The 8,120-nt window shown below is 35.8% G+C and carries 3 protein-coding genes; all 3 read left to right on the top strand.

The window, feature by feature from the left end:
• Positions 1-1,374, top strand: a 1,374-nt coding sequence (locus ACFCYN_RS24345; RefSeq protein WP_375952523.1) for a dockerin type I domain-containing protein, incomplete at its 5' end; no start/stop codon positions are given.
• 329 nt (positions 1,375-1,703) lie between these two features.
• The gene (locus ACFCYN_RS24340; protein WP_375952520.1) at positions 1,704-5,978 is read left to right on the top strand and encodes a S8 family serine peptidase; all 4,275 of its coding nucleotides are present in this window, start codon (positions 1,704-1,706) and stop codon (positions 5,976-5,978) included.
• 769 nt (positions 5,979-6,747) lie between these two features.
• On the top strand, positions 6,748-8,120 hold a 1,373-nt coding region (locus tag ACFCYN_RS24335), incomplete at its 3' end, for a S8 family serine peptidase (protein ID WP_375952518.1).

The following is an 8,120-nucleotide window of genomic DNA, read 5'->3' as shown; positions in this document are numbered from 1 at the left end:
GGTAAAACATTCTCACAAGAGGCACCAATTTATTTTGATAACATCGCACCAAAAATGACGATTAACAGTCCGGATGTTCTTGAATATAAAAATGGCCAAACGAGCGTAACGATAACTGGTTCAGTTTATGATAAAGACACAGAAGAAATGCAAAAGCTTGGGATGGACGTTAACCAAGGCAGTACAAAAGTGTATTATCGAGATTACTTAGGAGGAAGCGAAGTAGCGGTACCTGTAAATCCTGATGGTACATTTACAGCAACGATTCCAACAAATGCATCAAGAGCGATGGAAATTGGCTTTTATGCAATTGATAAGGCAACAAATAAAACATTTAAAGAAGGTAGAGAAATTTTTGTCACACGCGATGATGTAACGTATGGTTATATGAATCCTGAAAAACGTACGGCAAATCCGGGAGAAACAGCGCTTGCAACGTTAATGTTAAATAAAGCAAAGGATGTCAAACAAGTAGTTTATACGTTTTATCACGAATCTACTGCAGCATCCATGAATATTACATTAGATCCAAGTATAGCAGATAAAGTCGACATGACTATAACAGATAAACCGGCTATAGCTGGCGTTACCACTTATTTAACAACAGTTACAATCAAGACAAAAGATGGTGTTACGCCATTATCGGGTGATTTAAAATTTGCGGATGTGGCGTTTAAATTGAGTAATGATTATACGGTAGTTGCTGTAATGCAGATGGCTCATATTAGTACTTTAGTTACCGATAGTAATAATACGACAACTAATGTTGTAAGTGGAAATCCATCCATCTATAATGGAGCACCTACAAGTTCGTTACTTCGTGGTTTGAATAATGCAGAAGCATTCTTAGATCCAGCTGGTTCTCCACTAGGAGCGACAACGTTTGATTATTCAAAGGCCGGAATTAAAGTCAAAGCCACAAATTCAAATGGAACTGTTTATGAAGGAGTCGTTCCTTCTAAATCGTCTACGTTTAAAGTGCAATTACCATTAACCGATGATCAGTACGAGCTTGAATTTAATGTGCCTGGGCATTTCACCGTACACAAAGACTTTACAATCGGATTCCATGAAGATGGAAAAGTGACGAATGAAAATCTTGCATTATACGGGGTAAATCCAGCAATCGCAGGAGATGTTAATAAAGATGACGTGATTGACGTAATGGACGCACTTTACTTACAAACTTATTGGGGAACAAATAAACGTGATGCAGATATTAACTTTGACGGTGTAGTTGATGCAAAAGATCTAGCATTTGTAGAAGAAAACTACTTAATGCAAAATCCAACGATTAACTATGCGCCAACACCTAAAAAGAAATATAAAGGACAAACTTTAGAGAGTGTTAAAAGTGCATTAGGTGTTAACTAATAGGATTATAATTTTTTAAAGTTTAAGGGCTCCGGTAAAATTCCGGAGCCTTTTCCTATATAAAAGTAAAAAGTACTAAGAATATTATGTATAAATCAAAAGTTCTTTTTTACAAAAAGAAATATTTCATTAATTTCGGGTATGCCTGTTATCATACTTTCAATTTTTTTTATAAGTAAATTACGAAATTATGGGATTGGTAGAGAAGAGTTAAGTAATTTGTATCTAATTTTTTAAAAAATTAGAATTTTCCGGAATTTTTCAAAATTTAAATTACGACAATTTTCAATATAATAAATCTATCTTGAGAAAAGAAAGTAGGTTAGTAGATGAAAAAGAAAGTGTTTAAAAATGTGACAACATTAGCATTAACAACAGGACTTATAAGTACTACAATGACACCAGGTTCCTTTTCACAACAAGTTCATGCACAAGCAACATCAAAAGTCGAACAAGTATTAGCAAATCTTACGCCTCAACAACGTGAGGCAATTAAGCAATTAAAAGTAAGTGACAAAGAGGGTCTGCAATTATCCTCAGAAGTTGATCAAACAAGTGACAAGCTTACATCTGTTATTGTTGAATTTAAGGACAAGCCCGAGCAGACGGCTGTTTTAGAAGCTGCATCCAACGGTGAAACGTTATCAGCAAAAGATGCACAAGAAAATGTAAACGCTTCACACGAAACATTCCAACAAGATTTAAAAACTATTTTCAGTAGTGAATTAAAAGACAAGAAAAATCCATATTCAATAAAACGTTCATATAAAAAAGCATTTAACGGTGTTTCAATGACCATTCCTGCTAACAAAGTAAAAAACCTTCTTAAATCAAGTTCAGTAAAAGCTGTTTATAGTGATTTACAAGTTCAAGTAGAGCCACCGTCAATTAGTGAATCATCAACAACTGGGAAAGAAGCTGCAACGCATACGATGGTAACATTCCCTGGAGTGGAAAAACTTCACGAAGAAGGCTATACAGGTAAAGGTGTAAAAGTCGGTATTATTGATACTGGAATTGATTATAACCACCCAGATTTAAAAGCTGCTTTTAAAGGTGGTTACGATTTCGTTGACAATGACAATGATCCAATGGAAACGACATACGCAGATTGGAAAGCGTCTGGACAGGCTGAGTTAGCTACAAATGGAGAAGCATATTATACCGAGCACGGAACACACGTAGCAGGTATTATTGCTGGGCAGGGCAAAAATGATGGAGACCTTTCAGTAACAGGGGTTGCACCGGATGCGGATATTTATTCTTATCGTGTATTAGGACCATATGGATCAGGCTATACATCGGCTATTTTAGCAGGACTCGATAAAGCAGTTTCAGACGGAATGGATATCATTAACATGTCTCTTGGTGCAAATTACAATGATCCTTTATATCCTACAACAATTGCTGTAAATAATGCTGTTTTAGCAGGCGTCACAGCGATTGTGGCCGCAGGAAATTCTGGGGACACAATGTATTCGTTAGGTGCTCCAGGTACCTCGCCTTTAGCTATTACAGTTGGAGCAAGCGATACATCCATTACAATTCCAAGTTATACAGGGACTGGACATGCGTCAACAGGAAATTTACCTGCTGATTTAAAATTAGCTGCCAAAGGTTTAACGGATGACGTAGCAGAATTTGATGGCCAAACACTGCAAATGGTAAATGTAGCTTATGGCGGTGAGGTTAATTATTGGAAAGGATCTATTGGTATTTCTGATCCAATTGATGTAAAGGGAAAGATTGTATTAGCACAGCGAGGTAGTTACCCAATGGTTCAAATCATCAGTACAGCAAAATCACATGGCGCAAAAGGTGTTTTATTATACGACACACCAGTTCCTAATGGAGATGTCTATCTTGGAGAAGGTTTTAACTATATACCGACATTTTTATTGAGTAATGCACAAGGTGCTGCGTTAGCCGCTAAATTACCTACTTATGGAACAGGAGCAATACCAGGTGCATCTATAGATTTTACATTCAGTAATATGAAGCAATTGGTCACAACAGGTGACAAATTAGCGCAATTTAGTTCACGTGGTCCATCACGTGTATTATATGATATTAAACCTGAAGTAACGGCACCTGGCGTATCTGTTTTCTCTACTGTTCCTTCTTATATGCACGGGGCAGACCAAATCGGAAACTATGATTACGCATATGATCGCTTATCTGGTACATCGATGGCAACGCCAAACGTTGTTGGGGTAGCAGCGCTAGTCAAGCAAGCTCATCCTGATATGACTCCTTCAGATGTTAAAGCAACACTGATGAACACGGCAGATCCGTTATCGGATAATTATAGTGTGTATGAAGTTGGGGCAGGGCGTGTTGACCCATATAATGCTGTACATGCACAAACTGAGATTCAAGTAAAAGATAAAACTTCAACTGTAAAAAGTGTAACAAATAGTACAACAACGTTAGCAGATAAGGGAATTAAACAAATTAAAAACATTACTGGGGCATTAAGTTATGGTGAACAAGCTGTTGATGGTAAAGATCTTTCAGATAAACGTTCTATTACTTTATTTAATAAAAGCTCTGTCGATAAGACGTATGACGTAAAAGTTCAGTTTCAGACATTAGATGCTCGTTTTACTGGCGATTCTAGAGCAGACCAAGATGCGGCTGCAAATGGTGTGTCATTAGATGTAAAATCAACTGTCAAAGTAAAAAAATATAGCAGTGCGAATATGGACGCTACTATCAACGTTCCGAAAACTGCGAAGCTTGGAACTTACGAAGGATATGTTGTGTATACAAACCAAAAGAATCCTGATGAAACATATAAAATTCCATTTGCGATTCATACTGTAAAAGAAGGAATTGACTATGTGACAGGTACCCCATCAGCCTATACAATAGCTTATGAAGCAGGAAGTAATTACACAAGATGGTCAATTGGTGCTAGCTTTAAATTGAATTCACATATGCGTTATTTTGATTTCTTCCTTGTGGATCCAAAAACAGACAAAGAAATCGGATTCTTAGGCACAGCGGATGGGATGGGTGCTGACGAGAATATCGAATATTATTTCCGAGGCGTATTAAATGAAGGGAAATATTATCCATTAACTGGTAATCCGGACAATCCAATTACGTATGACTATAAACAGACAGATCCAGGATTATATAAAATTAGAATGGTAGGAACAAACGATAAAGGCGAAACATTCACAAAAGATGCACCAGTTTACTATGGAGAGAGAGAACCTAAAGTAACGATGAACAATATGGTAGCTGGTGGAATTTATGAAACAGCTAATTCAACTGACACAAAGGTTACAGTATCAGGAAATGTATTTGATAAAGATATCGATGAGATGAAGGCAGGGGGCATGACTGCTTCACAGGGAGATAATACTTTTACATATTATAACCCTAATAATTCTTCAGAAATCAGCATTCCAGTAGACTCACAAGGCAATTTCAATCAAGAGATACCATTAGCTACTTCTGGTCCAATTGTCAATCCAATTACAGAATATGATTTCTCAGATTATAGCAAATCTAGTGTAAGAAATTATGGTAGTTTTGTAGATGCTTATTTTGTAAGAAAAGGAACAGCTTATACAACGGCAATTGCTGACAAACAACGTATAAACATGGGGGATTCAACAACATTGACTTTCTCTACAAAAAATGTGAAAACAAATGTGAAGAAAGCTGAGTTTAGCTTTGTTTATCCAAGTACATTCCTTGATGTAGTAAACGTGCAACCAAATAGTACATTTAAAGGGAAACTAGATGTTCAATATACTACTACTCCTTCAGAAGGCGGAAACACTAAAATGACGATCACTGCAACGGCGACTGGAGATCTAGCTAATACAGGAATTGCTGGAGATGCTTCTTTAGTAGATTTAACAGTAAAGTCAAAAGATGTCTACTACAAAGGGCCAATGAGCTTTAAGAGTACAACTGGCTCAAGATTCTTTAGTGCAGTTTATACAAATGTGGATAATAGTACAGTAACGACACAAGGTATTCAACCATATTTCTATGTTACACCGATTTATTCGCTGATGAGATCAGATGTTGAAGCAGAAGGATTAATGAAGTTTGGTGGATTAGAGCCAGAGATGAAACAACTTGACTATAGTAAAACAGGCACAAAAATTAGCGTAAAAGATTCAACTGGTAAAGAATATGGCGTTACTGATCAATTTGGTTATTCTTCAATAAATCCATGGGCATTTAGAACAAGATTACCGATAACAGGTGAGAATTTTAATTTGAAAATTGATGTTCCAGGTCACTTTACGATGACGAAAGATTTTACAGTAGGGATAAAAGAGGATGGAAAAGTGACAGCTGGATCTAAACCTGTTCAATATGATTATATTCCAGGTGGAGATGTCAATAAGGATAACGTAATTGACGTAAACGATGCAATGTATATTCAGACGTATTGGGGTACAAATAAACGTGATGCTGATATCAACTTTGACGGCGTTGTTGATGCAAAAGATATGCAATATGTTATCAATAATTACCTAATGCAAAATCCTTGGAATGATAATTCTCCTAAGGCTGTTAAGAAATCTAAAGGTAAAACATTAGATGATGTTTTACATTCACTAGGATTAGAATAATTAAGCTTAATAAATAAAAAAATCGGTAATCTTTTTTTAGGTTACTGATTTTTTCATTTAATGTGAAAGGGTGGCTATATCGCTAACCACAGCAGTAAGTATTATTCAAATTGAATATTAAACAATTTATATAATGATTATTCTAATGTTTTGTTGGTAAAGTAGGGTACAATTGGCGGTTGAATTAACAAGCTTTATCATCTTGATATCATTTTTAAAAGAAAGAGAGAGATTGAAATTACAAATCTCTAAATCTTTAAAGACATCCCAATCAAACTTATCATTAAAAATGAATTAATCAATTAAACAATTGAATATTAAAAACCAGAAATTGTTAATTTTTGTCGATAATTATAGGGTTATTTTCCGGAATTTTCAGAAATGTTTATAAAATCAATTTTCCATATAATCAATTTAGGATGGGAAGACAATTACAGGGAAGAAAATGTATAAATCGACCTTTGATTTTAGAAAGATGAAAACTGGTGACGACCGTACAAAAATGTGTTAAATAGGAAGATTTGTAAAGTACATATATATTTTTTGTTCAATAATCAATAAAAAATGTACCGAATGGAATAGGGAGAAATTAAAACTTAAAGGATAGGATGTACTTAGAATAATAACAACTGAACACATGAGCGGCACAACCAGAATTCTACGAATAATTTGATAAGTCGTATTTAAATTTCAACTTGATATTGATCAAAGATATGTATCCCATTCATTTTTGATAGTTTAACTAATTTTGATAATCAGGGGGAAAGTTATGAAAAAAGGAAATCTTAAACGTGTGTTAACAGGCACTGTCATTACGAGTATGTTATTTACGACGGGTATACACTATAAGGTGAATGCTGAGATTAAAAATCAGAATAATTCGAATAGTGTAGAGAAAATGTTAGCTAGTTTAACAGATGAACAAAGAATGGCACTGAAACAACTTGATGCATCACCAGGATTCGTTATTTCGCCGGATATAAACCAAAAAACTTCTGAATTGGTCAATGTAATTGTTGAATTTAATGAAGCACCTGCGAAGGTAGAGGTTTTAAAGCAGGCATTGAAAGGAAAGAAACTTTCTATTTCTTCCGTAAAAACACAACAAAGTAACGATCATGCTAAATTTAAACAAGAGTGGAATAAAGTAAAGAGTCAGAATGAACGAAAAGCAGATAAAATGAAAGAGGCTAAAATTACAAGAGAATACAACGATGCTTTCAACGGTGTAGCAATGACATTGCCAGGAACAACAGTTCAACAATTACTAACCACTGGAGTTGTCAAACGAGTTTGGAAGGATAATCAAGTGAAGCTTGATGAGCCAAAAGTGGCTGATGAAATGCAAACGTCCACTCCAACGAAAGTAGATGATAGCTTGCCACAAATTGGTGCGGACAAGCTCCATGCTGAAAATATTACCGGTAAAGGCGTCAAAGTAGGGGTTATTGATACAGGTATTGACTATAACCATCCTGATTTAAAAGGAATTTATAAAGGTGGATACGATTTCGTTGATAATGATTCGGATCCGATGGAGACGACGTATAAAGATTGGAAAGCTTCTGGACAAGCAGAAACGGATGCAAATGGTTCAACTTATTATACAGAGCATGGAACTCATGTATCTGGATCGATTGGGGCACAAAAGAAGAACAACTCACCGTCAGCTGTTATGGGTGTAGCTCCTGACGTTGAACTTTATGTGTACCGAGTATTAGGTCCGTATGGAAGTGGATCAAACGATGCGGTTATGGCTGGTATTGATAAGGCTGTAAAAGATGGAATGGATGTTATCAATTTATCTTTAGGATCTAGCGTTAACGATCCGCTTGAAGCAACATCGATTGCGATTAATAATGCAATGCTTTCAGGTACTGTTGCCTGTGTCGCAGCAGGTAATGCAGGGCCTGATGAAAAAACTCTTGGATCTCCAGGTGCAGCTGCTTTAGCGGTAACGGTTGGAGCGAGTGATGTATCGCAAACGATTCCAACATACAATGCAAGTGCTGGTGACCAAAACTTCACAAATATGCAACTTTTAGCACAAAATTATTCAGATAAATTAGAAGACCTTCAGAATACGACTTTACAGTTAGTTGATGTAGGTTTAGGAACAAAAGCTGATTATACGAATAAAGA

This window comes from Gottfriedia sp. NPDC056225, from assembly GCF_042267765.1.
Classification (GTDB): Bacteria; Bacillota; Bacilli; order Bacillales; family Bacillaceae_G; genus Gottfriedia.
The sequence above is the reverse complement of the archived record's forward strand: the minus strand, read 5'-3'. Positions and strand labels throughout refer to the sequence as shown.